Origin of the sequence: Glaciimonas sp. PAMC28666, assembly GCF_016917355.1 — a bacterium.
GTDB lineage: Bacteria > Pseudomonadota > Gammaproteobacteria > Burkholderiales > Burkholderiaceae_D > Glaciimonas.
In genome coordinates this window covers 4,762,971-4,789,724 of sequence record NZ_CP070304.1, presented here as the reverse complement: position 1 = coordinate 4,789,724, position 26,754 = coordinate 4,762,971, and the positions used below count along the sequence as shown (strand labels likewise).

26 protein-coding genes and 1 pseudogene are annotated in these 26,754 nt (G+C 48.8%); 10 read left to right on the top strand and 17 right to left on the bottom strand.

All coding sequences use genetic code 11. From position 1 onward, the window contains the following. Positions 1 to 93: 93 nt before the first annotated feature. Positions 94 to 1,174: pseudogene (locus JQN73_RS22575) on the top strand (IS3 family transposase); the annotation flags it as partial. An 87-nt stretch (positions 1,175 to 1,261) separates the two neighbouring features. After that, positions 1,262 to 1,561, top strand: coding sequence for a hypothetical protein (locus JQN73_RS20605; protein WP_205320783.1), 300 nt, complete (start codon positions 1,262 to 1,264; stop codon positions 1,559 to 1,561). Positions 1,562 to 1,848: 287 nt separating this feature from the next. Here the strand turns inward: JQN73_RS20605 and JQN73_RS20600 are convergent, their stop codons facing one another. Continuing rightward, entirely contained in the window at positions 1,849 to 2,103 is a 255-nt protein-coding gene (locus JQN73_RS20600; RefSeq protein ID WP_205320782.1) for an H-NS family nucleoid-associated regulatory protein, read from the bottom strand. A gap of 326 nt (positions 2,104 to 2,429) precedes the next feature. Here JQN73_RS20600 and JQN73_RS20595 point away from each other — a divergent pair, with 326 nt between their 5' ends. Next, the gene (locus JQN73_RS20595) at positions 2,430 to 3,008 is read left to right on the top strand and encodes a patatin-like phospholipase family protein (protein ID WP_205320781.1); all 579 of its coding nucleotides are present in this window, start codon (positions 2,430 to 2,432) and stop codon (positions 3,006 to 3,008) included. Positions 3,009 to 3,559: 551 nt separating this feature from the next. After that, positions 3,560 to 4,048, top strand: coding sequence for a hypothetical protein (locus JQN73_RS20590; protein ID WP_205320780.1), 489 nt, complete (start codon positions 3,560 to 3,562; stop codon positions 4,046 to 4,048). A 119-nt stretch (positions 4,049 to 4,167) separates the two neighbouring features. Here JQN73_RS20590 and JQN73_RS20585 read toward each other — a convergent pair whose 3' ends face one another. From JQN73_RS20585 to JQN73_RS20540, 10 genes are all read right to left on the bottom strand, one after another. After that, complete coding sequence (locus tag JQN73_RS20585) at positions 4,168 to 4,947, bottom strand: peptidylprolyl isomerase (protein ID WP_205320779.1); 780 nt, start codon at positions 4,945 to 4,947, stop codon at positions 4,168 to 4,170. A 127-nt stretch (positions 4,948 to 5,074) separates the two neighbouring features. Continuing rightward, positions 5,075 to 5,347 carry a BolA family transcriptional regulator gene (locus JQN73_RS20580; RefSeq protein WP_205320778.1) on the bottom strand — a complete coding sequence of 91 codons (273 nt, stop codon included), beginning with the start codon at positions 5,345 to 5,347 and terminating at the stop codon, positions 5,075 to 5,077. Beyond that, complete coding sequence (locus JQN73_RS20575) at positions 5,344 to 5,964, bottom strand: septation protein A (RefSeq protein ID WP_205320777.1); 621 nt, start codon at positions 5,962 to 5,964, stop codon at positions 5,344 to 5,346. Before JQN73_RS20575 ends, JQN73_RS20580 begins: the two co-directional genes overlap by 4 nt. Positions 5,965 to 6,087: 123 nt before the next feature. Continuing rightward, positions 6,088 to 6,486 (bottom strand): peptide-methionine (R)-S-oxide reductase MsrB, encoded by a 399-nt coding sequence (msrB, locus tag JQN73_RS20570; protein WP_205320776.1) that lies wholly within the window; start codon positions 6,484 to 6,486, stop codon positions 6,088 to 6,090. Between the two features lie 63 nt (positions 6,487 to 6,549). Then, positions 6,550 to 8,049: a YdiU family protein gene (locus JQN73_RS20565; protein WP_205320775.1), complete on the bottom strand. Its 1,500-nt coding sequence runs from the start codon at positions 8,047 to 8,049 to the stop codon at positions 6,550 to 6,552. Between the two features lie 198 nt (positions 8,050 to 8,247). Beyond that, on the bottom strand, positions 8,248 to 9,057 hold the full coding sequence (locus JQN73_RS20560) for a ferredoxin--NADP reductase (RefSeq protein ID WP_205320774.1): 810 nt from the start codon (positions 9,055 to 9,057) through the stop codon (positions 8,248 to 8,250). A gap of 255 nt (positions 9,058 to 9,312) precedes the next feature. Next, complete coding sequence (locus tag JQN73_RS20555; protein WP_205320773.1) at positions 9,313 to 10,635, bottom strand: GGDEF domain-containing protein; 1,323 nt, start codon at positions 10,633 to 10,635, stop codon at positions 9,313 to 9,315. After that, the gene (locus tag JQN73_RS20550; RefSeq protein ID WP_370551271.1) at positions 10,632 to 11,024 is read right to left on the bottom strand and encodes a phosphonate transporter; all 393 of its coding nucleotides are present in this window, start codon (positions 11,022 to 11,024) and stop codon (positions 10,632 to 10,634) included. Before JQN73_RS20550 ends, JQN73_RS20555 begins: the two co-directional genes overlap by 4 nt. Before the next feature lie 517 nt (positions 11,025 to 11,541). Continuing rightward, entirely contained in the window at positions 11,542 to 12,933 is a 1,392-nt protein-coding gene (cls, locus tag JQN73_RS20545; protein ID WP_205320772.1) for a cardiolipin synthase, read from the bottom strand. Between the two features lie 196 nt (positions 12,934 to 13,129). Then, complete coding sequence (locus JQN73_RS20540) at positions 13,130 to 15,487, bottom strand: site-specific recombinase (protein WP_205320771.1); 2,358 nt, start codon at positions 15,485 to 15,487, stop codon at positions 13,130 to 13,132. 154 nt (positions 15,488 to 15,641) lie between these two features. Between JQN73_RS20540 and aroQ the strand changes: the two genes are divergently transcribed. From aroQ to JQN73_RS20525, 3 genes are all read left to right on the top strand, one after another. Further along, on the top strand, positions 15,642 to 16,286 hold the full coding sequence (gene aroQ / locus JQN73_RS20535; RefSeq protein WP_205320770.1) for a gamma subclass chorismate mutase AroQ: 645 nt from the start codon (positions 15,642 to 15,644) through the stop codon (positions 16,284 to 16,286). A gap of 51 nt (positions 16,287 to 16,337) precedes the next feature. Further along, a complete protein-coding gene (locus JQN73_RS20530; protein ID WP_205323495.1) occupies positions 16,338 to 17,129 on the top strand; it encodes a DeoR/GlpR family DNA-binding transcription regulator in 792 nt (263 codons plus the stop codon). Positions 17,130 to 17,623: 494 nt separating this feature from the next. Continuing rightward, complete coding sequence (locus JQN73_RS20525) at positions 17,624 to 18,736, top strand: porin (protein WP_205320769.1); 1,113 nt, start codon at positions 17,624 to 17,626, stop codon at positions 18,734 to 18,736. A gap of 356 nt (positions 18,737 to 19,092) precedes the next feature. Here the strand turns inward: JQN73_RS20525 and arsH are convergent, their stop codons facing one another. The 6 genes from arsH to JQN73_RS20495 all read right to left on the bottom strand — a co-directional run bounded on the left by arsH (position 19,093) and on the right by JQN73_RS20495 (position 23,628). Further along, positions 19,093 to 19,830 carry an arsenical resistance protein ArsH gene (gene arsH, locus JQN73_RS20520; RefSeq protein WP_205320768.1) on the bottom strand — a complete coding sequence of 246 codons (738 nt, stop codon included), beginning with the start codon at positions 19,828 to 19,830 and terminating at the stop codon, positions 19,093 to 19,095. After that, positions 19,796 to 20,227 (bottom strand): arsenate reductase (glutaredoxin), encoded by a 432-nt coding sequence (arsC, locus tag JQN73_RS20515; protein WP_205320767.1) that lies wholly within the window; start codon positions 20,225 to 20,227, stop codon positions 19,796 to 19,798. Before arsC ends, arsH begins: the two co-directional genes overlap by 35 nt. A 206-nt stretch (positions 20,228 to 20,433) precedes the next feature. Continuing rightward, positions 20,434 to 21,501 carry an ACR3 family arsenite efflux transporter gene (gene arsB / locus JQN73_RS20510; protein WP_205320766.1) on the bottom strand — a complete coding sequence of 356 codons (1,068 nt, stop codon included), beginning with the start codon at positions 21,499 to 21,501 and terminating at the stop codon, positions 20,434 to 20,436. 130 nt (positions 21,502 to 21,631) lie between these two features. Continuing rightward, a complete protein-coding gene (locus JQN73_RS20505) occupies positions 21,632 to 21,976 on the bottom strand; it encodes a helix-turn-helix transcriptional regulator (protein ID WP_205320765.1) in 345 nt (114 codons plus the stop codon). 331 nt (positions 21,977 to 22,307) lie between these two features. After that, positions 22,308 to 22,475 carry a type VI secretion system Vgr family protein gene (locus tag JQN73_RS22890; RefSeq protein ID WP_370551378.1) on the bottom strand — a complete coding sequence of 56 codons (168 nt, stop codon included), beginning with the start codon at positions 22,473 to 22,475 and terminating at the stop codon, positions 22,308 to 22,310. A gap of 91 nt (positions 22,476 to 22,566) precedes the next feature. After that, entirely contained in the window at positions 22,567 to 23,628 is a 1,062-nt protein-coding gene (locus JQN73_RS20495) for a DNA-binding protein (protein ID WP_205320764.1), read from the bottom strand. Positions 23,629 to 23,960: 332 nt separating this feature from the next. Here JQN73_RS20495 and JQN73_RS20490 point away from each other — a divergent pair, with 332 nt between their 5' ends. The 3 genes from JQN73_RS20490 (at position 23,961) to JQN73_RS20480 (ending at position 26,714) form a co-directional block, all read left to right on the top strand. Next, a complete protein-coding gene (locus JQN73_RS20490) occupies positions 23,961 to 24,938 on the top strand; it encodes a tyrosine-type recombinase/integrase (RefSeq protein WP_205320763.1) in 978 nt (325 codons plus the stop codon). Between the two features lie 308 nt (positions 24,939 to 25,246). Continuing rightward, positions 25,247 to 25,669: a PRC-barrel domain-containing protein gene (locus tag JQN73_RS20485; protein WP_205320762.1), complete on the top strand. Its 423-nt coding sequence runs from the start codon at positions 25,247 to 25,249 to the stop codon at positions 25,667 to 25,669. Between the two features lie 124 nt (positions 25,670 to 25,793). After that, complete coding sequence (locus JQN73_RS20480) at positions 25,794 to 26,714, top strand: Ku protein (protein WP_205320761.1); 921 nt, start codon at positions 25,794 to 25,796, stop codon at positions 26,712 to 26,714. Positions 26,715 to 26,754 lie beyond the last annotated feature (40 nt).

Below are 26,754 nucleotides of genomic sequence, written 5' to 3'. Positions count from 1 at the left end.
ATGAATGTGCGCGATTTTTGGTTCTGTTGCAATTGAGGTAGCCTGACAAATTCGGACACACAAACTTGATAAACCACGATCAAAGAAGTGTGAATGAAGACGCATAAAAGATATAGCCAAGAATTCAAAGCTGAGGCTGTAAAAATGGTATTAGACCAAAGTTTATCCGCAAGAGAAGTTGCTAAGCGATTAGGTATGTCGCAAAGCAATTTAGCCAAATGGGTGGTGCTTGCCAAGGAGCCAACGTTAGACAAGGTAGCCGGTGGTCCTGGTTCGCGTACGATGCTAGAACTAGAGGATGAATTGGTCAAGTTGCGTCGTGAGCTACATGAAACACGGCAGGAACGCGATATCTTAAAATAAGCAACGGCATACTTTGCACGGGAGTCGCTGCCCGGTACGCGCACATGAAGACCTTGCGACTCCAGTATCCGGTGACGCTGCTGTGTATGTATTGGGCGTATCACGCAGCGGTTTTTACGACTGGCTTACGCGTATTCCATGCGTGCGCGATCAAGAAGATGAACGCGTAAAAATCGCCATCAAAGTAGCCCATCGACGTACCAGTGAAACGTATGATGTAAGGCGTCTACAACCAGAGTTGGCGAGCGATGGCTTTACGGTTGGGCGAGATAGATTAACGAGATTACGCCGTCAATTAGGCATCGTTTGCAAGCAAAAACGGCAATTTAAAGTGACGACGAACTCCAATCATAGCTTTTCGGTAGCCGACAATGTACTGGATCAAACGTTTAATCCGACTAAACCGAATCAAATGTGGGTAACAGATATCACCTATATTCCGACACAAGAAGGATGGTTATATTTGGCGGGCATTAAGGACGTATTTACCTGTGAAATAGTAGATTATGCGATGGGTGATCGGATGATGCAAACACTGACAAGCCTTGCTCCATGGCGTGCAGTAGCGCATTAGCGACCATTGGCTGGGTTGATCCACCATTCTGATCGTGGTAGCCAGTATTGCGCGCATGCTTATCGCCAATTGGTAGAGCAGTTTGGCATGACTGTTTTCATGTCACGCAAAGGAAACTGCTATGACAATGCGCCGATGGAAAGTTGCTGGGGAAGTTTAAAAAATGAACTTGTACATCATCGTCGATATGCGACCCGTGCCGAAGCTGAAGCCTCCATCGTTGAGTACATTGAAATTGAGTCCAGTTAAAACCGGAGGCAGCCGATAAGGCGGATTCGCGATATATTTGTTCCCTCACGATCCATTGAGGAGGTTGTCATCCGGATGATCATTGAGGCGCGAATTGACGGCGGTGGCGGCGAGGCAATACGATTGGCTGAATTTGAACGGCTTGACGGCGATCTGAAACAACTGGGCCTAAACCTGGCTGAAGGCAGAAGTCTGGTGCATGAGGCGCAGCGTGCATTGGTATCCGCACAGACTCGCTTCGTTGTTTCGGCGTCCCTGAATTGTCCGCAGGGTGGCAGGGCCTTATCGATCAAATCGACCCATGCAATCCGATACCGAACGGTTTTTGGCAAAGTAACGATCGACAGCCCGCAGTTGCGCGTATGCGAAAAGTAGCGTTCGTTGCGAACGCTTTGCCTAGTCCTGCCTCAAGTTTTGACTGGACTCCAATAGTTTGTTGTCAAAATGGGATTTTAGCTGGCGCTTCAAACAGAGCGCACTGCTGATGTATGGAGGGAAACGATGATGCTGCCAGCAATCGATCTTTTGTCTGGTTGAAGAAAAGCCACGTACGCGACGTGGCTATACCTGACGTTCAGGTCAATCAGGTTGTCCGATTTGGTCGGACTGAAAATATCAATACCGCAAATAAACCCACTCGAACAGCCCGATCGTAGCCTAATTTACAATTTTTCTTCTGCGACTGCGGTTGCCTCTGATTCCACCGGTGCCGATGAAGCAATGGCTTCCATTGCTGCTGGCATTGGTTTCATCACGCGCTTCTTGCCCATCAGGCCCAAATCAGCACCGGTAATGCCGTATTCCTGCATTTTGGTTTTAATTTCCATAATGACGCCCGCGAGTTCGATCATGCGAACTTCTTCCGCTTGCGCGCGCAGTTGGTCGATTTGTTCCTGGAGTTCTCTGTATGTAGACATTTTCTAAGGCTTTCTTTCTGCTAATCAGCCGCGAAGTATACATTAACCTCGCAGGTCAGCGGCGGGCCAGATCAAATAACCGCGTAAAATTTCTTTTGAAACGTTGAATGCTGCCATCGTTCAAATTCAAAAGAATGTCAAATTTTTACCGTTGTATTGCATACAAACCGAGGCTTGATTATTTATAAGCGCACTCCTGCGGGCAACCGAAAATGGTGGATCGCAGCTGCGACAAAGTTTTTGTGCTGCTATCCTTAGCGTGTCCTGCGTTTTATGCGTCCGCCCCTATGGCGAGTCGCCACTGAGTTGCCAATAAGGGTTTCAATATGCTGCGTTATTTACTTACTTTATTGGCGGCTGCAGGATTGCCGTTTGCTTCTGCTAAACAACCGGTTGTTTCCTCCGCTCAGCGCAATCAGCAAGATGACATCGGACGTCTTCAATACGAGGCCAAGATCGTGGCAATTGTCGAACGCCTGGCGCATCGCTGCGTTGTTCGCGGTGATCAAACATTGGATTTGTTATTGTTGTCGGGCGGGGGGCAGCACGGTGCCTACGGCATAGGTTTCTTGCGAGGCTGGAAGAGTCGGCATGACAATGCGATGCCAGTCTTCGATCTGGTGACAGGTATCAGTACCGGCGCGTTGCAGGCGCCGTTCGCTTTGCTTGGCACGCCGGAGGTGCGTGCCGTCAATGCAGAAATGCCGGGCTTGCGACTCGAGCTGCGCTACACGGCCATTCCGTCCGAGCTGGCAAACGACCCCGGTGCAGCGGACTTATTTAATCAGGAATGGATGACGCGAATCGAAAAATTTGGATTTGAGCGGGCGCAGAGTGACAGGCCGTGGGATGAAGTTACCACGCCTTTTGCGCGTCCTGTACCTTCAAAATTCCAGGTGGCGTAAGGCAAGCTTTCGAGAAAAAAACCGGAGCGCGCAAGGAAAGCGCGTTATTACCAACGTTTCTTTCGCTATTTAGTTATATTTTTGACTAGCTTTTTTTGCAATTATTTACTATTGTAATGGAATGGGCCAGATTGGCTGGTGATCCACGCGGGTCTGGGCGGGAGTAAATAAGTTGCGGTGATGCAACTGACATTAAGGGCGACGTCATACAAAAAATCGTCGGGCTGGGACGATGAATGTGTCGCCATGGAAATTAGTGTCCGTCGCCGTTACTAAACAAGAGTCTCGGTTCAACCAAGACCACGGTTCACATTTTAACCATAGGGGAGGGTGAAAAAATGAAACGAATGTCACTGTCGTGGATGACCATCACTGCATCTAGCATAATCCTGTTAATTTTATCGGGGTGTGCGCCTGCCACACTTAAAACCGTCGAATTACAGCCCCTTCTGGTCACGACGGGTACGACTGTGACTAGCGGGTCCTTTGGGTTCTGTAGTACTCAGGGCAATACGCCCGGGACGACATTTTCAGCCGCTTCAGGAACAATCATGGTGGGTTACGATGATTATCTTAAGGCGGGAAAGCCGCCGTTTGCTTGTGATGACGTACACGTTTCCGTGTTCAGAGGTGGCGTAAAATTCGACCTCAGTCAGTTCGATGAGATCGTTAACGCTGAGTTGCAGTTGGACACAGCTAAGTCAATTTCGCGGAGCGAGGGAAAGATGGTGCGTACCGCAGCGCCGATTTCATACGCTAACAAACTGTGCATGGCGACCGAAATTTTTTCATCAAAAATGCTGTGTGATTATCCTACTTTATTACCGGTAGGTGAGACTATTAGTTTGGGTGTAACAGAGGAGGTGCGAGATTGGATCAGCATGCGTCGAAACAATTTTGGCTTTGTTCTGAATGGACCTCGGCCAGATTTTTCCGCACAAACCCCGCCGCGGGACAATGATGCAAAAATCAGTTGGTACAGTAACTTTCGCCTGCGCGTTACTTATGAGCCAACGCTTAATTCCCGTATGCCACAATGAGATCGCGTGATAATTCGCTTGAATTGAAAAATGCTTTGTACGAATGATTGATGAAGAACAATAAAAAAACGCTCCTGAGAGCGTCTTTTTTTAACTTGCTGACGTTGATTGCCAGTTACTTATTGGATCTTTGCTTTTGCGCGCAATTCTTGTTGATATGCTTGCAATTTTTTCTGTTGCAAAGCTTCCGTAATTTGCGGCTTCACTTCAGCCAGCGTTGGAATCTTCGCTGGACGTGAATCTTCCAGTTGAATAACGTGGTAACCGAATTGCGTTTTAACTGGCGTGTCAGTCACTTGACCCGGTTTCAATGCGACCAGAGCGTCCGAAAATGGCTTGACGAAAGAAACTGGCGTTGCCCAACCGAGGTCGCCGCCATTCGCTGCAGAGCCTGGATCTTTTGATTGCTTAGCCAGGTCTTCAAACTTTGCGCCAGCTTTCAACTTAGCGATGATCGATTTTGCATCCGCTTCGTTATCAACCAAAATGTGACGAGCGTGGTATTCCTTGTCGCCAGCAGTTGCCTTGAATTTATCGTATTCAGCTTTGATATCAGCATCGCTGATAGGGTTTTTCTTAACATAATCAGACACCAACGCGCGAATCAGAATTGATTGGCGGGCGATATCAGCTTGTGCCTTAACGTCTGGATTGTTGCCAAGACCTTGTTTTTCAGCTTGCTGAATCAAAACTTCGCGGTTGATCAGTTCTTCTTTAACCATTGCGCGCAGCTGTGGAGAATCAGGTTGGCCACCTTGTGCCGCCATTTGCGTAACCATCAAGTCAGCGCGTGAAGACGGAATAGCTTTGCCATTTACTACAGCAATGTTTTGGGCTAAAGCAGGTAACGCAGCTGCAGCAAAAAGAACCACCAGCAAGCGAGCAGGTTTAAAAGTCATATTCGAATCCTAAATAGAATGGGGGAATGGTAGAAGAATAAAACAGAATATAGCCAGAAATAATGAAGTGTTCAATTAATGTGTAACTAAATCTTACCGTGAATGATTATTTTTGCGTTTTCAAGAGTTATTTAATCTCCGATGGCGCCAACGCAGTGATCGCCAAAGCATGAATCTTCTGTTGCATCATGTCATCCAAACAATCATACACCAGACGATGGCGGTTTAACCGATTTTTCCCTTCAAAAACTGCGGAAATCAGTCGAAGCCTGTAATGACTGCCGCCTGAAGCCGCCCCGGCGTGGCCAGCATGTGCTGCCGATTCGTCTTCCAATAGACATTCCGTGGGAGAGAAAGTTGCAATCAGTTTTGCCCGAATGTCATCTAATTGCGTTGTCATTTCGGTTCCTTGATGTATTTAGAAAGATAAAGGCTTTGCCCAATAACAAACGCAAACATCAAACCCATACCACCGAATAGTTTAAAGTTAACCCAGGTATTGATCGGAAAATTAAACGCTACGTATAAATTAAGCAAACCCATGAATATAAAAAATGCACTCCATGCGAGGCCAACTTTAGCCCAGATCGGCTCAGGCAAGGCCATCTGTTTTTCCATCATTGTCCGGATGAGATTTTTACCCATGATTAGCTGACTACCGAGTAGCGCTGCAGCAAAGCACCAGTATAAAACGGTGGGCTTCCACTTGATAAATGCGTCATTATGGAAATAGATCGTCGCACCACCAAACACAGTAATGATCACCAGCGAAACCCACAGCATTGCGTCCACTTTTTTACGCCGCGTGAGCAAATAACCAATTTGGGCCAAGGTAGCGATGATCGCCACTGCCGTTGCCAAAATGATAGGAGCCTGAGTAGCCGTGACAACGCCGCCTGATACAAAGCCCGAGAGATATTGCGACACCAGCGTTTGCGCGGCATCGGTATGGCCTTCGCCCCACTTAAAAATGCCAAAAAATAATATAACCGGGAAAAGGTCAAACAGAAACTTCATGGAGTTGGCTTTCTTTGGTAGTTGCTGCTTAAAAAGATCTACAAGTTTAAGATGTAACTGGTTAATGGCTAGAATTTTCTGCAATATGGGCGCGAACGCCTATTCAGGCATTCGGATTACGAATTATGCCGGATCAAACCGCAACGATGCGGAGTTAATGCAGTATCTTAAGCCAGTTGGTGGCGGACCATCCGGAAATACGTGACCCAGATGCGCGTCACAAACATTGCATAAAATTTCAGTCCGCGTCATGCCATGCGCCCGATCAACACGTTCACTGACATTTTCTGGATTAATCGCCTTGAAATAACTCGGCCAGCCGCAACCAGAGTCAAATTTCGCATCTGATTCGAACAAAGGCGTGTTGCAGCAGACGCAGGTATAAATGCCGTGTTCGTGATGGTCCCAAAATTTGCCAGTAAAGGCGCGTTCGGTTGCGGCCTTGCGGGTAACTTCATACTCCATCGGCTCAAGCGCAGCGCGCCATTCTGCTTCTGTTTTTGTGACTTTCGAGTTACTCATGGTGGTCTCCTATTTTTAGCGGATAGATTGTATGACTATCGGTGCTTCTTGATATTTTACAATTCAAGTGGAGCAACTGACTTCCAGTCCATTGGCCCAATCAGGTGGCAACGCGGCATAATCTGCGTGCTCAGGTTGTTCGTCAAATGGTCGTTGCAAAATTTTGCGTAATTTGCTGATCTCTGAATAGTCTTTGTTTTGCGCTTTTTCGATTGCAACCTGTGCCAGATAATTGCGCAGCACATACTTGGGGTTAGTTTTTTGCATTGCAAGGCGTCGGCTCGCGTCCATGCTATGTTCTGCCTTCAAACGTGCTCTATATTGCAAACTCCAGGTATCGAACCCTGCTGTGTCGATAAACAAATCTCGCAACGGTGAGTCTGATAACGGATCGCTAATTTGAAAATCACCCAGACGGCGGAAAAATAATGTGAAGTCGGTATGGCTAGTTTTCATTAACGCAAACATTGCATCGAATAATTGCTCATCTCCATGCTGAACGGTTTGCAAACCAAGCTTCGCATGCATCAAGGCATCGTATCTCGCGACATACTGGGGCTGATAATCCTTCAGCGCGTCCTGTGTGTCTTCAACGCTACCGATCAATGGTAGTAGCGCCTGACCCAGCGCGTAGCAGTTCCAATGGCCAATTTGGGGTTGCATATCGTAGGCGTAGCGGCCCTGCTGATCCGTATGATTGCAAATATGACCAGGATCGAAAGCTTCCATAAATCCAAAGGGTCCGTAGTCTAGAGTCAGCCCCAGAATTGACATATTGTCGGTATTCATAACACCGTGCATAAAGCCTACGGCTTGCCAATCTGCCATCAGGTGTGCGGTTCGTTTAGACACTTCCGCTAAAAACGCCTGGTAAGGATTTTCAGTTGCCTTTAGTTCTGGATAAAACTGCGCGATGACATAATCGGCCAGAATTTTAAGAGAGTTATGTTTTTTGTTATAAAACCAATGCTCGAATGATCCAAAACGTACAAAGCTTGGCGCCATGCGCGTAACCACTGCCGTTGTTTCGGGTGTTTCGCGCATCACCAATTGGTCTGATCCGATGACGCTTAAAGCGCGTGAAGTCGGAATCCCAAGCGCAGCCATCGCTTCAGAGCACAGATATTCACGGATTGAAGAACGTAGCACCGCTCGTCCGTCGCCCATGCGCGAGTAAGGCGTTGCGCCAGCGCCTTTGAGTTGTAATTCAATCCGGTGAGTGCCATCGTGTGAGGGCACATCGCCCAACAGGATCGCGCGCCCATCTCCTAACTGCCCGGCCCATTGCCCAAATTGGTGACCTGAATACACGGCGGAAAGGGGTTGGGATCCCGCCATTAATTGATTGCCCGAGAAGACATCGATAAATTGCCGGGATGAGAAAGCGGCGGGATCAAGGCCTATCAATGCTGAAGCCGTATCATTTCCATCAACCAGATAAGGTGCAGGAACGGGCGTTGGCATTAGCCGTGTGTAAAATTCTGGCGGTAAAGCGGCAAATCCATTCTCCACTGTCAGTTGTGGGAAAGTCGATTCGATAGTTTTTGCGGCTACGTCTGGCATGCGGTTCCTTGAAGGCGGAATATGAGGCAACCCATATTTTGACAGAGATAGCTGATGTCGTTACTAAACACTGTCAATTAGCGGCTGAAGGAGGGGCCTATCAAGGCGAATACCGCATACTTGTGATTGGTAACATTGGGAGCAGGCGCGGTAAATGCAGCAGGCAACCATCTGATTTCACGGGAGGCCACTGAATATTTACCAATAGTCCTCAGTGACAAATTGTCCCGGTACCGCTCTGCGGCAAGGGCGCATTCCGCGCTGAACCAATATTTCTCTGGTGGCAGTAATCATTTCCGGGTTTCCACAAATCATCACGCGAGAAGCTTCCACCGTAATGGATGTTCCTGCCGCAGTTTCCAGAGTGCCGTCTTCTAACAGAGTCGTAATCCGGCCATGTAAGTGCCGCGAACTTTCTGTTTGGTTGTCTCGCGTGGTTGCTTGCACTAACGTTAAATGGGCGCCGCCGGCGGCAAGTTCGGTGCGGTGTGGCAGGGCTTGTAGTAACGCCTGATAGGCCAATTCTTCCTGGGTGCGAACGCAATGTACCAGAATCAGATGTTTAAATTTTTTCCACACCGCAGGGTCTTGTAAAATCGAGATGAAGGGACCGAGTCCGGTGCCGGTCGCCAACATCCATAAATTTTCTCCATCCAAAAAACGGTCTACGGTCATGAAGCCATAGCTGTTTTTTTCCACCAATAGTTGATCGCCGGGTTGCAGCTTTGCGAAAAGCGCCGAGAAGGGGCCATCCGGTACCAATACCAAAAAAAATTCCAGCGTGTTTTCTTCCATCGCTGAAGTGACCGAATAAGCACGTGAAACAATTTCGCCGTCCGCCGTCCTCAAACCTAAGCGCGCAAACTGGCCGGGGGTAAATTGATATGCCGGCGGCCGAGTGCAACGAAATGAAAGCAACGTAGCGGTCCAGTGATGCACACTCGTGATCGTTTCAAGGGTACTTTTTTCGTCGTTTTTCAATACGCTGTCTGTGTTAACTGTTGACATGAATGGGGGACTCTTCTTGTTTGCACCCTACCAACGATACACGTTTAGCCGATAACTTTCAGGCGTTCAAACTATGGCCAGGCAGACGACTGATTTTTGTCTGGGGCACAACAACCCTCCAATTCGCCACGACTGTCAAAAAAGTAAATACTCGAATTTATATTTTTATTGTTCTTAGATACGGTTTGCAAACACTTGATTCCTGGAAGTAACGCCACCCATCACCCAGGAAAGAGATCATCTCTCCGGGCGCTATCAGGACCTCCAGATCTTGACCATATTGCGACCAGAATGCTTAGCCTCATAAAGTGCCTTATCGGCGCGATCCAGTAATGCGTCGAATCCATTGACAGTAGCTTCCATGGTACTGATGCCGATACTGATGGTGTACTTAATCTCTATACCGTCCGATTTCACGGTCGCCGCTTCGACATTTTTGCGAAAACGTTCTGCCAGCTGCAACGCGCCGCCGAGATCTGTGGAGGGAAGAAGGACGGCGAATTCTTCGCCCCCGATTCGCGCCACCGTGTCAATGTCGCGCATTGTATCTTTCAGTGTCGTTGCAAGATGACATAAAACAAGGTCTCCGGCCGCGTGTCCGTAGGTGTCATTCACTTTTTTGAAGAAGTCCGCGTCAATGATCATGAATGACAGTGGGCGCGGATGGCGATGCCAACGTCTGAACTCCAGTTCAGCCGCCTCGAACAACGTACGTCTGTTCGCTATACCTGTCAGATAGTCGCTTGACATCGCATTTAAGTGCGCGTTCTCATCACGATTGCGATCAGTTATGTCGCGCATAATCAAGGCGTAACTCAGCTCGTGGGTCTCCGCTAAAATCGTAATTTCGTCACTCTGTGCCGTAAAGTCATCAATGGGAACAATCATGCTGCTGCTCCAGAACTGTGTGCCGTCGCCTTTTATGCGCCAGCCTTCAGTCAGACTCCAGCCGTCCTCATCGGCTTCTTTCAGATAATCTACAATCCTTTCAGGGGAAATGCCACTTGAATGATAAAACATAGAAAACGATTTTCCAACGATATCTGCTGCATTGTATTTAAGGACGCGGCCGATACTAGGATTCCATTCATGTATTTTGCCGTTCTGATCCAGGCTCATCAATGCATAATCGGAAACGCCAACGGTAATCGCGTTTAACCAGGCCGTGTTGTACTTCAACTGTTTCTCTTGGGCGATCATTAGGGTCATATCGGTCAGGACCGCCATCATCCGGTCGTCATCGAGTTTAATGAGACTTATTCCCAACATTTTGGGGTCTTGTTTTCCACGAATGCCGGCTGTCAGTTGGGCACGCAAGCCCTCGCAGATGGTTCCTTGCGAGTTCGTAAAATCTGCGCTCATCCGTCTCAGCTCTGGCGCCACCGACTCCAGCGCTTTGAACAGATTGGACAGACCGCCGTCTTGAGATAACGGCATTAAAAGTTGGGCAGAGAGGGGATTCATCAGTTCCACCTCTCCCGCTAAGCTGGTCTGCACCAGGCCGACGGGAGCAAGGTAAAGAAACTGCAATAGGGCCTCATGCTCTGCGGCAATGTCTTGCACATCGTGATTGCTCATAGTGCCCGCTGCACTAAGATAAACCGCATTTTTTGGTCCGGACTTGCAAGCAGGCGCAGTTTCACGCGTATGGGACGCATCCGTAATGTAAGCACGTAATCAATCGTGGCATCCAAAGGTGTGCCATTTTCCATGGCATCCTCAAAGCGTTGGGCGACCATAAAGTTGTTCATACACGGCGCAACGTTGGTAAATAAAAGTGAACCGATGACGTTTTGGGCGCGCAAACCGGCTATCTTCGATTCAAACAGGTTATAGCGTTGCACTACACCGGTTTCGTCAATGCCAATGACGCCAAAACCCATTTCATCCAGTTCCTCCTTGGAAGCCTTGGCAATGGTGGAAATCAACATTTCCTGACCAAATTCTAATGTGTTCATTTCAAGCATGGATCCTCCTGGGTTTAAGCAAGCGTGCCTGCAATAGGAAAGCAGACACATACGTGCTTAAAATACAATCAAAGTGCCGTTGTCAGAATGAAACTTGTTGCATAAACTATTTTTGTTAGCAGTGTGAGCAATGTCTGGCGACATCACCATTTTGCAATGAAGACTTCTTGATATGCTGATGAGACCGCGAGATGCGGCAATTGTGAAAGTTGAAACTAACGCGTTCTTTGGTGTTAAAAACTTAATTGAACTTTGTTACCGCGGATAACGGGATGAACCTCGCTACCAGCGTGCGCTATAGAGCTATCTGATGAAAAACATAAGGGGCAATGACTATGGGTATAAAAGCAATGTTTTTATAACGTTGATAGTACCGTAATATTGAACAAATACCATAAGACTTTTATTTTATTTCAACGGCGCTAAGGTTGATTTCACCTCGCCTGACCTCACCGTTGGAAGGTTGGCGGGCCGGGTTGGGTAACCCTGTATCGTTAGCTTGAAAGGCTTAGGCAAATCAAAGCCAATAGCCCAGTGATCGGGCGGCCCACTCCTTAATGCGATCTGCCAGTGATCTGTTGTCCCATGCGTCCTTCGTAATTTCATCAGAGCTGCTCAAGTCTTCGTCGAACGCATTTTCCATCTCGCCGCCGAATTCGTCGCCCATGATGATGACGTTCGCTTCGTAATTGTGTAAAAAGCTGCGAATATCCAGATTGGCGGAACCGACCGTGGACCAGTTGCCATCGATCACCGCCGTTTTGGCATGCAGAATTGCGACCTGTAGCCGATAAATTTTAATCCCGGACGCTAACAGCTGATCGTAATACGATTGACCTGCCTGAGACGCGAGCCCACTATCGGAGACGCTAGGAAAAATCATCGAAACTTCGACCCCGCGGCGCGCGGCGTCGGTCAACGCTTTTACCATTTGCTGATCCGGTGCAAAGTAGGGGGTTGTGATGTGAATGGTTTTCTTCGCATTTTGAAACGCTTGAATGTAGGCCTTATAAAGAATAAAGTCGCCCCGGGGCCGACTAATGAGGACCCGCACAGTTTTATCACCAGCGACGCCTAATGGCGGAAAATACTTTAGATCAGGTAGATCGTCAGTGCCCTGGCTGGCCCAGGTACGCATGAAGGATAGCTGTAAAAATGCGACAGCCGGACCTTCAATCTGAATGTGTGTATCGCGCCAGCCGACTGACCCGGTTTCCTTTTTCCTGGATCTGAACAAAGAGCTGTTGGCGTAGGCCGCGCTGATGTTCACGCCACCGGTGAAGGCAATTTTCCCATCAACTACGAGGATTTTGCGATGATCCCGATTGTTGAGACGCCATGGACCAAATCGTTTGAGTGGATTGACGGGATTGAATTCCTCTAATTTAATACCGGCTTTACGCATACGATCAAAAAATTCGGTCGGCGTGCCAATCGTTCCAACGCTGTCGTAAATGATATTGACCTGAACGCCAGCGCGCTGTTTTTCGATCAGTAAGTTGGCGAATTGCATGCCTAAAGCGTCCTGATCAAAAATATAGGTCTCAAAATTGATATTATTCTTGGCATTGGCGATCGCCTTAATCATGGCGCTGAGTGTTTGCGGACCATCGAATAACAAGGTTATTTTGTTCCCTGATATGGGTGGCGCGGTCACTGCAGTGTCTTCCAGCGCCGCCAATTTTTGCAGGTCGACCCCGGAATGGCTTAGCCGCGCCACCAGAACCGATGACGCACGCGCATTTTCTGGTCGACTCTTAATCGCCAGTGAGCCGTCTACGGGCCGAATATCGAAGGTGCTTACGTCGGGTAAGGACGCACAGGAAGGAATGGTCAGGCCGAGAAAAACGACCACCAGCAACCTGCGTAGCCGGGAAAATAATTGAAGTTCCGTTAGAGCGAATCTCATGGAGGGCATTCTTATCATCAGGTTCGGAAACGCGCAGGCTTTACTTACGCTTGTCTCCAAAGTATATAGTTAAATTATCACTTTAACTAAGTTGGTTGGCAAACCGTGCGTTGATTCTGTGCAAATGGCATTTGAATCCATGGCCTGCGGTTTGCAGGTGACCTCGTTTATGCCTTTCTTTATGAAATGTCGCTTACTATCCCGCCAGATTATGATCAGCGTCGGCCAACGCGACGCTTTTGGGTGGAATAAAAAAGTCGATAGGTCGCTGAAGAAAGCGCGCAAATATAGCTTTGGCTAATGGCAACCCTTGCTGAAAATGGACCTGGCGCGAGCGTAACGCCACGAATAATGCCAGGGAAAAGCTCACCCAGAGATTGATTGTTCCAATTGCGAGAATGCCTGTTATCGAACGGAGTGCAACTTGCCAGCCCATCTGGTTGTCGAGACCAACCAACGCAATGGCAAAGTTGGCTGCAGAAAAGGTGATGTGGCGGATGTCGATAGGCAAGCCGACCATAAAGCCAATCGTGCCGATCGTGCCAAGCAGAATGCCAAAATAAAAGTTACCCATCAGACCGCCTAAATTGGCTTCAAGGTAATGCGCAACTTTGCTGAGCCTTTGCTTGCCACATAGTCGGCGTAGCCATCGCGCCCGCTCTATGCGTTGCGCCATATGCGTGTAGAGCGCACGGTTATCGTAATAGCCCGAAATCAGCCCGGCCAGGAACAGGCAGACGCCGGCGATGGCCGCATGAAAGAGCGCGAGACTATGTAACGGATCCAGATCATGGAGCAAATGTTGCGCTTTATCAGGCGTTACCAGATGGTGCCCAAACAGGTGAAACCATCCAACGCTAATAATGTACGCGACGGGGAAAACCAGCAATAGATTGCCGGTAACGGCGATAAACTGGGTTCGGAAAACTTTGACAATAAGCCCAACCAGACTGTCAATATCAATATGGCGACTATCTTTGCTATGCAGGCCAGCCGCTATCCGTGAAGCGGTCATTGCGGGTTGTTTGGTCGCGACGGTAAAGTGCAATACATGAATCAGCATAAAACCTGCCGAGTAATTCATGCTGAATAAAAAAGCTTCCACGAGGGGGGCGGCGCGGAGGTATGAATAAAGAATTTTCATCATCGCCATGAATCCGATAACCAAGCCGGCGCCGGCGGCTGAGCGAAACATGGCAACGAATTCATTGCGATCTTCTGCGATGTAATGCTCTCCGGTCCGACTCGCATTTTCGGTAATATTTCGGGCCAGCAAATTGATGTTGCTGGCGAACAGTTCGCGAACCGCGTATTTGCGGTTATGCGCCTCGATCAACTCTCGTGCCAGCGCCACTGCCGCAGTTCGCTTGGCCAGTTGTTCTGAAGGCGGAGGAGGAGGGGATACAGCAATAGTTGGATCGCTATAACCGTCGCTATCGCTAGCACTGACTACATCTGCGGATGCTAGTTGTGGCTGGTTTTCTGGATCGCTGGTGTCGCCCGCAGCAACCAAGGTGAGCAGCTTGCTCAAACGAGAAATGCTCTGATCCAGGCGCACCAGTAGATAAGTGAGCGCGACACTGGTGCCCATTTTTAGGGCTTTCTTGCGAATTTTGATCACTACATCGTCGCATTGATCGAGCATGACCTGTAAATGCCTGGCGTCTTCGATGAGCGCTGGTATCAGCAGCTCGCGCGACGCCGCATCATCTGGATTATTTTTAATCGCGTCGGAACCGTTACCGATCGCGTTGCTTATGGCATGCGTTGTTGTCCCAGCAGGGTCTAAAAGATGACGATAACCGGCAAGATAGCGGTGTAACTCAACGTTTTGCATCAGAAAAGGCGACTCGAAATCCTCCATTTCCGGATATAGGCGAATTAACGAGGGTTCCAACCCCATGGCGCTGATCCGATAAGACAACGTTTGCGTTGCATCGAGTAACTCGGTAATGGTCTTGTGACGGTCACGGGCTTCGTTCGTTTCGATCTCGTTGGCCTGCCTCACGGCCGCGTTAAAAATCGCCAAATTGTTGCCATCAAGATCTTGATCTGCCTTACTACCATCGGTGCTTTCCACGTTAAAAGAAGGGGATTCTTTTCTCCGTGCAGCATCATGCAACACTGCGATTAGCGCTAACCACGTCGCCGTGGGTACGGCGTTAAGCCAGATATAATCGGTTTCGAACGGTAGCAGACGATCCAGGCAATCGCGGAGATAGTTTTCATCCAGTGCTGGCGGCAAAATTCTATAGGCCATGCGCTGGAATAGTTCTGTGAAAAACCCCGCGTTTGGAAGAATGCCGATATCGGTATAAAGACTGGTTTGGCGGCGGGTAGCGTAGATGCGCAATAGGTAATGCCGCAGAGCACGACAATAGTCAGGATTATTTTGTAAAATTAAAACGAGTGCGGCAACGTTCTTCTGCGCTTCGTCGCTATTTCCGGGCGAACGGGGACGCAACGTTTTGACCAATGCGATTGCATATGCGACGTCATCGGAAGGTAACGCAGCGCTGACGTCGGCGTCGATCAGTTTAAGAAGAGACAGCATAAAAAATGTTTCTAAGGTGCAAAAATGATAGTGTACGTTTTATCGCTATGTATTGTGTTGTTACTTGTACAATATTTTATGCCAAAACGAGAAATTTCCCGGAATACCTGATAACGTGTCTCCAAATTACAATAAACAGTAAAAGAAACTTTTCATGCCTACACCCATTTTGTCGAAGTCTCCTGTGTCCTACTTGCGCTATCTAGGGTGTTTAATCGTGTTGCTAACGTTGAGCGCTTGTCAGGCCTACTCGCCGACCCTGCAGGACGGGGCGAAATCGGAGAGGAGCGTTATTTCACCTGCTGACGCAAAGAAAATTGATTATTTATTGGGCCTGATGGATCAGCGCTTAAACGTTGCGTCAAAAGTGGCAAAATCTAAATGGAATTCCGGTGCCGCGGTGGACGACCCGCAGCGTGAGGTGCAGATTCTGGATGGTGTCACGGCGCAAGCCGCGACCTTGGGCGGTGTGGATGGCGAGATTGTTCGGGCTTTCTTTCAAAATCAATTTGATGCCGGAAAAATTATGCAACGTGATTTATTAGCAGGTTGGCGCAATACGCTCCCACCCGCGTATAAGTTTCAAGATGCACCTAATCTGGCGCTTGAAGTCCGCCCGGTATTGGATAAGCTGACACCTGAACTGATCGCGGCGCTACGTGAGGTTACGCCATTGTTGCCGATCTCGGGCGCGCGGGCGTATCTGTCGCGTTCTTCGATGACGCTAATACGCGGTGATGTGAACGGCGATGTTCGTCGCCAGGCGCTGGTTACATTGGTCGCATTACGGGTAAACTAATGGGCGACGCCCGAACAGTTTTGTTAAGAATTTTGAGATCGAATGCGTAATATGGCCCAGATACCCATCGTCACACTGAATGCACGGCAGCAAGAAATCATCAATTACGTTCAGCGCGAAAGTTTCGTCACTGTTGAAAATCTGGCGAATCGGTTTGGAATGACGCAACAAACGATCCGTCGCGACGTCAACATGCTGGCGGAGCAGAATTTATTGCAACGCTATCACGGAGGCGTCGGTCTTCCTTCCAGCGCTGAAAATATTGCTTATGGCGATAGGCAGGGGTTGCAGTCTGAAGAAAAACGCAGAATCGCGGCGTTGGTGGCTGAACATATTCCCGATCAGGCAACATTGTTTATCAATATCGGTACCACCACCGAAGAAGTCGCCAAGGCGCTCAGTCGCCGTCGTAATTTACGCGTCATCACGAATAATCTTAACGTGGCTGCGATTATGAGCGGTTATCCGGGCTGCGAAGTGATCATTGCCGGTGGCGTAGTACGAGCCCGTGATTTGGGTGTCACTGGCGAAGAAACGATCGATTTTATCCAACGCTTTAAAGTGGACTTTGGCATCATAGGCATTTCCAGTATCGATCCCGACGGGGCATTACGGGATTATGACTATCGGGAAGTAAGAGTTGCGGAAGCGATTATTGCCCATTCCCGAAGCGTATTTTTAGTGGCTGATCATTCAAAGTTCATGCGTCCGGCTCTGGTACAGCTCAGCGAGTTGTCCAAGATCGACGCATTATTTACCGATCAACCGATACCGGAAACGTTAGTGAATGTATTTAAAGAAGCGAATACGAAAGTGTTCGTCGCAGAAAAAATCGTAGATTAGAATCGCCTGCCGCCCGTTATTGTTCGCCCGCCAAAGCGCGGGTGAATCTTCTACTCGTTAGTTGCCGCCCGCCGCACCCCCATCTGTTTAGTTTTCTTCCCCTGCGCTATTTTGATTGTCACCACTTGCCTGCATTCAGAGCAGCCAGTGTTGTAGCGCTTGTGATCAAAACGTATGCCATATTTCCCAATCGAATCTTAAATCGCGTTGAAATCGATTTTAAATCGCTTTCAAAGCGATCAATGCATCATTAGAAAATGATTGAAATTTTGCTCATTTACATGGGCTTATATAAGTAAAACATCTAACTTTGCTATTGAGAAAGGGTAATAACCGCGGTTTATTTCCTTGGGGAATTATAATCTTCTTCGCTTAGTGACGTTATGGCAACTTTTTCAGTGTCGATATTTATCAGTTCGAATATCTGCGCTGTGAATCTTCAACTTAATTCACCTTAACGAGCAGAAAGCATTATTTTCAACAAAGGATAGAAATTGAAAAAAACATTATTCGCATTAGCAGCCCTCAGCTTAATCGGCGCTAATGCGCAAGCACAAACCAACGTTACCATCTATGGGATCGTCGATGCGGGGGTAACATACACCAGTAAAGTCGGTCCAAACAATGGCAGTGGTCTTAGTCTGGATTCTGGTGATACCTCAGCTTCCCGCATTGGTTTCAAAGGGACGGAAGATCTTGGGAACGGCCTAAAAGCCATTATCCAGTTGGAAAACGGGTTTAATGTCGATAACGGCGCGTTTGCCGCTGCAAATACATTGTTTGATCGTAAAGCAGTCGTCGGTTTAACAGGTGCGTTTGGTACGGTCACCGTAGGCCGTCAAACCGACTTCCTGGAAGATATTGGCGGTAAATATACATCAGTTCAAACCTTCGGCGGTAATGGCATTAAAGGCGGCCATTTTAATAATCTGGACCGTGTCGCCGGTATGCGTGCCAACAACTCGATCCGTTATGACAGCCTCAATTACGTCGGCTTTACCGGTAGCCTGTTTTACGGCTTTGGTGAAGTCGCTGGACAACTTTCGGCTGGTCAGTCGTTTGGTATCGGCGGAAATTATGCCAATGGCCCATTTGGAGTCGGCATCGGATATTTTCAGAGCAAACTCGCAGTTGGCGCGTTGCCCGCAAAACCCGGCTACACCGATTTGAAAACCTTTACGCTGGGATCCAGTTACCAGTTAGGCCAGGCCAAGCTCTACGGCGCGTGGTCCCACGTAAAACAACCCCTTGTGAGTTCGGTAGCGACGGTGGGCCTGGTGAATATCACTTCTGCATCTGAAGCGAATATCATTGACCTGGGCGTTGATTTTGCACTCTCTCCGAGTGTTCACTTGCTGGGAAGTGTCATTCATGACCGGGCTGATATCCGACGTCAAACGGTCGGTTCGACCAAAGTCAGCACCACCCAGCTTAACCTTGGGGTTGACTACTTCGTCTCGAAACGCACTGATTTTTACGGGTTTTATACCAAGCAACGTGCAAACGGCGCAAATAATCCCGGTGTGATTAACGCTGCCTATAGCAATGCGCCGGACGACGACGCAACGCAACATGTTTTACGCGTCGGCATTCGTCACAAGTTTTAATTGGTTTTAAGCCAGTTCTCCAACCAGCGGCATCAGACCTTTGATACTTGAGGTTTCGGTGGGACCTGGTAGGCTGGTTTCTCGGCGGGTTTCAACTTCAAGCCCGCCGAATTTTCATAAGATCGTTTATCTCAGCGGCCCGTCATTTCACTGGTATGGAAACCGGCATCGGATCTACGAAAGTAGGTACCAATATCAACCCATGAATAAACCAGCTATGACTTCGTACTCTGGAATGTCACCCTTTAATCAGCATAAGACGGTGGGAGAAGTTAACGCACCATCTATGGGTTGATCTAGCTTGTTCACACCTCGCTCGTACCTTATTTGCACCTCGCTCGAACTTCACTTGCACGTCAGATCGATTTTTGATTTACACGCTTGCTCAACGCTTCCCCACTTTCCTTCCGTTCGCTATAGCGGTCTACCAGGAAGGACGACACATCGCGGGTAAGCAAGGTAAATTTGAATAACTCTTCCATTACATCAACGACACGTTCGTAATAGGCCGAGGGCTTCATACGACCAGTGTCATCAAACTCTAGAAATGCCTTGGCAACTGAGGACTGGTTAGGGATCGTGATCATCCGCATCCAGCGGCCCAATATGCGCATCTGATTGAGGGCATTGAACGACTGCGAGCCGCCGGATACTTCCATCAGTGCGAGTGTCTTTCCCTGTGTCGGACGCACGGCACCGATAGCTAGCGGTATCCAGTCGATTTGCGCTTTCATGATGCCAGTCATGGCGCCATGCCTCTCAGGCGAACACCAGACCATGCCTTCGGCCCATTGCGCCAGAGCTCTGAGTTCCTGCACCTTTGAGTGGCTATCCGGTTGCTCGTCCGGCAATGGCAGTCCGTGGGGATCGAAAATTTTAACCTCTCCGCCCATTGCTTCCAGCAATCGGGCAGCTTCCATCGTCAGCAAACGGCTATAAGATTTTTCACGTAACGAACCGTAAAGCAGCAAAAAACGCGGCGCATGAGACGACCGAACGGCACCATCGAAATCCGATGCGACCGGCGCCCGGAAGAGCTCGGCTGCGACATTCGGTAAATTAAACAGATGGTGTGACACGTTGCCCCTCCGCATTGATGACCACTTCGCCGTCCTCTTTGGCGAATGGGCCTTTTTGAGTAAGGGGCAACATATCGAGCACCAATTCGGATGGGCGGCATAGGCGCGTCCCGTTCGGCGTGACCACGAACGGACGGTTGATCAACATTGGATGGGCTTGCATGGCAGCCAGCAGATCCGCGTCCTGCAGTTCGTCCTTATGCAGCCCAAGTTCCGCATACAGAGTTTCCTTTTGCCGAATAGCATCGCGCACCGTGAGTCCCGCATCGGCGATCAATTGCGCAAGCGTGGCAGTAGTCGGCGGATGTTTCAGGTACTCAATCACTTCAGGCTCAATTCCCGCATTGCGTATCAATGCCAGCGTGTTACGCGAAGTGCCGCATTTGGGATTATGGTAAATGGTGATGTTCATGGTGAGGCTTTCTTGAGGGCTTGCTGGCCAGCGGCCTGCAATGAAAGATTGATTAAATAAGTAAAAAAATAGCATCCAACAACGCGACGCCAACTAAGGAAAAGAGATTTCTGCTTCCCGCTCCCGGGTTCCTCTACAAAAGATAAGCACTGAATGATTCTCTATCCAGAAATGCGCCACCCTGAATGTTTGCTCACTGTCAGGGCCTACCGTCTTTCGTACCAGCCTTGCGTTCGATTGACGATGCGAACAATGAGCAGCATCACAGGCACTTCGATCAATACCCCGACTACGGTGGCAAGTGCGGCGCCGGATTTAAAGCCGAACAAACTAATCGCTGCCGCAACTGCCAATTCAAAAAAATTTGATGCACCGATCAATGCCGATGGGCATGCAATAGAATGCTTTTCACCGACAACTCTATTCAGCCAATACGCCAGCGCAGAATTAAAAAAGACCTGTATCAAAATTGGAATCGCCAGCAACCCAATCACTAGCGGTTGCTCAATGATCGCATTACCCTGAAAAGCAAAGAGCAAAACGAGGGTGAGTAATAGGGCGGTGATCGACCAAGGTTGGATACGGTCCATCGCCTTGTCGAAGTTTGCTTGTCCGCTCGCAAGCAAGCGTTTCCGCCAAACTTGTGCAATGGTCACCGGAACGATAATGTATAGCGTGACCGATGTCATTAGCGTTGCCCATGGCACGGTTATACTGGATACACCTAGCAATAAGGCGACTAACGGTGCAAATGCGAACACCATGATCACATCGTTCATGGCGACTTGCGAGAGCGTAAAATAAGGATCGCCGCCGGTCAGCCGACTCCAGACAAATACCATCGCTGTGCAAGGCGCCGCCGCCAGGAGAATCAATCCAGCAACATAAGAATCCAACTGTTCAGTGGGTAGATACGGCGCAAACCAATGTCGGATAAACACCCATGCTAAAAACGCCATCGAGAACGGTTTAACAGCCCAGTTGATGAATAACGTTACCCCGATTCCACGGACATGTCCTTTGATTTGATTCCAGGCAGAGAAGTCAATCTTAAGCAACATGGGAATGATCATGACCCAGATTAGGGCGCCGACTGGCAGATTCACTTTAGCGATTTCTACTGCGCCAATGGCTTGAATCGCATGGGGAAAGCCCCGGCCTAGCAGAACCCCAACGACGATGCAGAGCGCCACCCAGACCGTGAGATAACGTTCAAAAAGATTCATGGAGACACCAGCGGCACGCCTACCGGTCAGTTCACATTGGGCGGACATTATTTTCTCGCAAAATTCGGATAACTCTGGGTTTCGTATGACAGCAGAATGGGACTGGGATTGCGTACCTTCGTCGCAATTTTGTCCCGGCGATGACATTGATCCAATTAAACACGTCGTCGTTGTCTTATTACAGAATCTTGGCCGGAGATACGGACAGGGTTGCAGGGCTGCAATCGGGGAGGCACGGAATACCGCCACAACAATTTTCAGTAAGAAACGCGATGAGTCCATTCATCGTACTGAAATTAGCCGCGTAAATCACAAATCGCCCCTCATTGCGCGATGTCACCATTTCCGCATGGGCTAATTCTTTCATGTGAAACGAAAGCGATGAAGGAGAGATTCCCGCGGCTTCGCCGATTTTTCCGGCCGGCATACCCGCATGACCGGCTTGTACCAGAAGGCGAAATACCGCAAGCCGCGAGTCTTGCGCCAACGCCGATAGCGCGGTGATAACGCCTTTAGTTTCCATAGCGTTTGTCCTATTTATAGTGTGCAGTAAAGCCGATGCTTCGATATTTCAATAATAATTGAAATATCGAATAAATTCAAGAATATATCTGAAAGAGAGCCTCAGTAATGGTAATAATGAAGTCATTACTCAAGATTCTCTGCGACTCCTCCTTAAGCGTCTTGACGCTGGTTTGCATCTAGTGATTTTCTGCTCTCAGATCGGTGATTTCAGCGTGTGCCAGCTTTGCGGCATTGTTTAAGGATGCCATTTGCGCGAGTATCGTATCGAGCTGACCACCCGCAGCTGCCATATCAAGCTGCTCCCCATTCGCCAGCGGCTGCACATCCGCCTACAATAAAATGCCTTTCCCGCCACGCAGGCTCAGATGGTCATCGGTGCGCAACCCGGCACCGGCACCGCGCTGGCTATTTTTATGATCGACAAGATGCCCAAGATGGAGCTGGCTCTTGCCGAAATCGGTGGCGTTGCGACTGTTGCGGCGGTCTTTGGCGGTGATCAGATCGCTGTTTTGGTCATGAATCCCCAGACATAGTTTGGCTGCGCGCTTCGTTTACAACAGAGGAAGCGCCGCTTCAGATTTAAAAGAATTATATGGCCTTGGCGGGCGCCTGCATCGCGTTAGCCGAAGCCTGCGCCTGCAAGGTGGCGCGCTCCTGCATAAGACCCATTTTATCTTCTCTGAGTTGATCCATTTTGACTTCCGCTTCAGCGATATGCTTTTCAAGCATCCACTTTTCTTTTTCATCAACAGCACAGCGCAAAGTGATTTCATTGAAGGCTAGCTGGGTCGTTTCCAGTCTATGTTTCAGCTCCGCGCGCTCCGTCATCAATTGTTGTACCTGAAAGGTTAGTTGGGTATGTTCTGCGCCGATGACTGCTGCTTGTTGGCGCTCAATGTTCGCGATGTCCTGCAATCGCTGCACTTCCTGCACTAAGGTTGGAAGTTGGGCAAGCCGATTTTCCTGCTGGATTAATTTTAACTGTTGATCATTGGATTGTTGACGAATGGTGGCAAGTTCTTGCTCTCCACGCATGAGCTTTTGCTCAAATCCGCTACGCTCTTCGGCCCGTTGGATGGTACTGGCTTCCTGATAATGTTCAAACTGTGTTCGGGCGTAACTTAATTGTTGATGCATCGTCACAATTTCTGCAGCGCGATCAGCCAGGCGATTGAGCAATCCTGTATTTTCGGCCTGGGCCGTCGCCAGCGCTAGATTTAGTGCGCGTTGTTCAGCGCGCAGTTGTTCGAACACTTGCTGCGCGCGGCTCGCCTCTTCATTTAATTGGGCATTCGTTTCAACGGCGATGGCATTTTCTTCCCGTTGCTGCTGGACTATTTCGCCCAACTCTGCCAACGCGATTTGATGCGCATCTTGCACCAGGGCGATTCTTTGCTCCACGTCGGCCTGAAGGTTGTCATAAACACTTTTCATAGCGTCCACCAAATTGGACGGCATGCCGACGCCCGCGCTGGCCATGTTTTCCTGATGTTCTGCCTTCCAACGTTTCAGCAGAGGGGCAAGAGTGCTTTTACTTCCGGTACTTCCTAACTCTTCCCGAACGCTATCTACCGTTGGATTTTTGCCTTCGGCCACCAATTTATCGGCTGATTGACTAACGTCGACGTACGAAATTCCAATCCGTCCCATTTTTTTCCTTTAATAACGTAATACATAATACGTAATATTACACCAAATTTTATAAAATTAATATCTTCTTGTGCGTATTTATAACGTTCGATAATGTATGTTATCGCATGTTATGATTGTCGTTGCCAGCTTCCTGTTTGTAATGGGCATTACGCTGCAAAATGGGGCAATTTTTGACGTTTAAAGCGATCCCGCATGGTTGGCATTTTTGCGGAAAGGGATTCATTTCGAGATGGTCGTTAGTCATCGGTTATGGCAACACGACTGGAAAGTAAAAATAATTACACCTGATGCGGTGTAATTTGAAGCGCTGATTGGGATGAACTGACTAAATGAGTATTCAAATTATCGATGGTGCAGATGGGGTTAGCATAACGCCCAATGATTCCCTCGCGGAGTGGCGTCAACAGCACCATGAATTTCTTGCCGCAGCCACGTCGGACAACACGCGTCGTACTTATCGCTCCGCGATTCGCCACTTTTTAACATGGGGAGGCGTGCTTCCTGCCGATGAATCGTCGGTTCTTCGTTACCTGCTCGCTTACTCTCACGCGCTCAATCCAAGAACGCTGGCCTTGCGCTTAACAGCGTTATCGCAATGGCATATTCAACAAAGCTTTCCTGATCCTGCAGCGACGCCTACCGTACGCAAAACGTTGCTGGGCATCCAGCGCAAAAATGGGCTGCCTGCTAAAAAGGCAAAGGCGCTCCCCGTGGAGGATCTGGCGTTGATCGTCATGGCGTTGCGGGAGCAGGGCACATTAAAAGCGCTTCGCGATAATGCATTACTGCAGATATCTTACTTTGGGGCTTATCGACGCAGTGAGGTTGTGCGTCTTCAAATTACGCATCTCACCTGGGAGCCAGAGGGCGTTCTTATCACGCTACCGCGCTCAAAGACTGATCAAAAAGGTGAAGGGATTACCAAGGCAATTCCTTTTGGTGAGCAAGTCTGTTGCCCGCCCAGTGCTTTGCGTGACTGGTGCCAGGCCGCGGAAATCACTTCGGGACCGATCTTCAGAAGCATTAATAAATGGGGACAGCTTGGTTCCGAAGCGATCCATGAAGCCAGTCTAAACGGTATTTTGGCGGCAGCGGCTACGCTTGCCGGTTTACCTTATGTTCCTCAGTTGAGCAGTCACAGCCTTCGTCGCGGCTTAGCCACCAGCGCTTATCGCGCCGGTGCACGGTTTCAGGATATTAAACGGCAGGGTGGCTGGCAACATGACGGAACAGTGTCGGGGTATATTGAGGAGGCGGGGCGCTTCGATGAAAATGCCGCAGGCCATTTGTTGCGTCGACCAAAATAGCACGCTAAGTAGGTACGTTTCTGCGCCCGCGTAAGTGCAATCATTTCCTTTGCTTAATATTCATGGCTGTTGGATAAGCCGTTAAGAGCGCGACGAAAAGGGTTGAGCCCGTATCCCCGTCGTGCTCATACGGCATGCCACGAAACAACATTGCAGCGCGTTATCTGCTCAAAAATTTCCCTCCATTACTAACTTGAAGTTTCTGTTAATTCCACGGGAACTTTGATAATTCGTCGAAGTCTAGCGCTTACGTTCGGTACGTTTTAATGAACGTAATCCATCTTGAAATTTCTCGAAAGGAGCAAAAAATGAGCTACCTGGATCGCGATACCTACGGCATATATAAAAACAATGTGAATGGAGGGCCTGGGCCAGACGTTCTCGGCGCAGATACGCTAATTGGAAACGACGTATGTAATCAATCGGGCGAAGACTTGGGCGACATCAAAGAACTCATGATCGACACCCGCACAGGTAAGGTGAATTATGCAGTTCTGTCATTTGGCGGTTTTCTTGGAATGGGCGAAAAATTATTCGCCGTCCCTTGGAGCGTTCTGAAACTTGATTCGGTGAATGAGCGCTTCATCCTGGATGTCGATAAAGATCGTCTAAAGAGCGCTCCAGGTTTCGATAAGGATCATTGGCCTGATATGGCAGATCAAAGTTGGTCAAGTGAAATTGATACCTATTATGGTTCTGATGGGTATGTCGACACTACGCCAAGATTGTAATGCTTAAAAAAAGTATTAGTACGCAATTAGGGCAGGTAATATCCTGCCCGCCTTTCATTCAAAAACAGGGACACAAAATATCGTCACTGATTAATTAATTTATCAACGCCAGGGGAGTACAGCGATGGCTACTTCAAGCAAACGTGTCTTGTGGAAAGGCGCAATTTCGTTTGGGTTGGTGCATATTCCCATCGCATTACATTCCGCTACAGCAGAGCAGGGCCTCAATTTTGACTGGCTTGATAAACGTAGTATGGACCCCGTGGGTTACAAGAGGATCAATAAGAAAACCGGCAAAGACGTCGACAAAGATAATATTGTTAAAGGCATTGAGTATGAGGACGGCCAGTACGTGATTTTGTCGCAGGAAGAAATAGCTGCGGCCTATCCAAAAGCGACACAAACGATAGAAATCGAAAGCTTTGTGGATGCTGGCGACATTCCGTTTTTATACCTGGAGAGACCTTATTATGTGTCGCCGATTAATAAAGGTGCGAAAGTCTATGCGTTATTGCGGGAAGTGTTGCTTAAAACAGGAAAGGTCGGCATTGCTAAAGTGGTGATCCAGACCAAGCAGCATCTGGCAGTGTTGATGCCCTGCGGCCCTGCGTTGGTATTGGATTTGTTGCGCTGGGGAACCGAGGTCCGGGGCTGGGATGAACTTGATTTGCCGGCTGAAGGCATCAAGGCGACCGGTCTTAGTGATAAAGAAATGAAAATGGGTGAACAACTGGTCCGCGATATGAGCGGCGCATGGAATCCGGAAGAGTTTTCTGATTCATTCAAAGAGCAGATCCTCAAATTGGTAGAAGAGAAAGTCAAGGCTGGCCAAACCGAAATGGTTTCACCTGTCGAAAAAGAGCCCGGTGAATCAGGCGCTGGCGCACGTATTTACGACCTTACAGAAATGCTGCAGCGAAGTTTGAACAATGTCGGTAAATCGCCGACGAAAAGCGCTCCCTCCAAACGCGTTGCCACCAAACCGAAAGCGGCTGACGCACCCGCACCCGCTAAAAAAACTGTTACTAAACGAAAGTCGGTTTAATCACCACTCAGATTGTCACTCACATCGTCACGCAGGGTCA